General features: G+C 43.1%; 1 protein-coding gene and 1 pseudogene. One reads left to right on the forward strand and one right to left on the reverse strand.

Annotation, left to right across the window (positions count from 1 at the left end; translation table 11 throughout):
* A partial coding sequence (locus tag ACWHAR_RS23860; RefSeq protein WP_452088039.1) for a glycosyl hydrolase family 28-related protein occupies positions 1-522 on the reverse strand: 522 nt, incomplete at its 3' end.
* A 289-nt stretch (positions 523-811) separates the two neighbouring features.
* Between ACWHAR_RS23860 and ACWHAR_RS23865 the strand changes: the two are divergent.
* A pseudogene (locus ACWHAR_RS23865) lies at positions 812-970 on the forward strand (MFS transporter); the annotation flags it as partial.

Genomic DNA, 970 nt, shown 5'->3' on the forward strand with positions numbered 1-970 from the left:
GGTTACCTGAATACGCTCTGACGGTCTATACCCTTCTCCTCCGTTGCTGATAATGATTCCGTCTCCTGTAAAATCGGCTATTCTCACGTTTTCAATGACGACATTTGACGCCCCTTCGATGCAAATTCCGAATCCCCATTCATGGGTCGGCCTCGGGGCCGGTGTATATGTGTGTTTATCTCTTTCACCAATGATGCTGCCTCCGGATATTTTTATATCGGATGTTCCGCCTATATAAAAAGCAGCGTATCCCCATGAACTGTTCGGCTTTACCTTGATGACAGCCTCCGCGTCCATCAAAATTTCAATATTGCCGGGAACATTGATGCCGGCGCCGCGAAACGGAGCCCGCGGGTCGCCGTTTTTCGTCCCGTCAATCATGTACGTGCCGTTCGGTATCCACACCGTGTTGTATCCCATCGACTTTGTCCATGCCAAACATTCGTTGATCGCATTTGTGGAGTCTGTTTTGCCGTCGCCGACAGCGCCGAACTTTGTCGCGTCAACCACTGTCATTCTCATTTCATCAGGTTGCTGCTGCACGCTGTTTTCAGCCTCCTTTTGTAAAACGGTTTGCTTTATATATATGCCAATCTAGTAAAATCCGCTTGTACATAAATAGATAAAATTTTATTAAAAAATCTTTCAATCCAAATTTTCTCCCAAAATTTTTTTCTATCCGCTTGTAAAGCGCTTCACAACTTGTGGCATCATCGATCAAAAATTCAAATCGATTGAAGGTGTATTGACACGAACATTATATAAGAATATGATTTTTATAATAGACATAGAAAGAGAAGGAGTATTGCGAATGTCAAACCATCAAAAAGAAACTTTTCAAAACATTCCGCAAAAGGGGTTTTTTGGACATCCCCGCGGACTCTTCACCTTATTCTTCACTGAATTTTGGGAGCGCTTTTCATACTACGGCATGAGAGCCATCCTTATCTATTATTTGTATACAGAGGTG

Source organism: Bacillus sp. LR--39 (assembly GCF_053613335.1).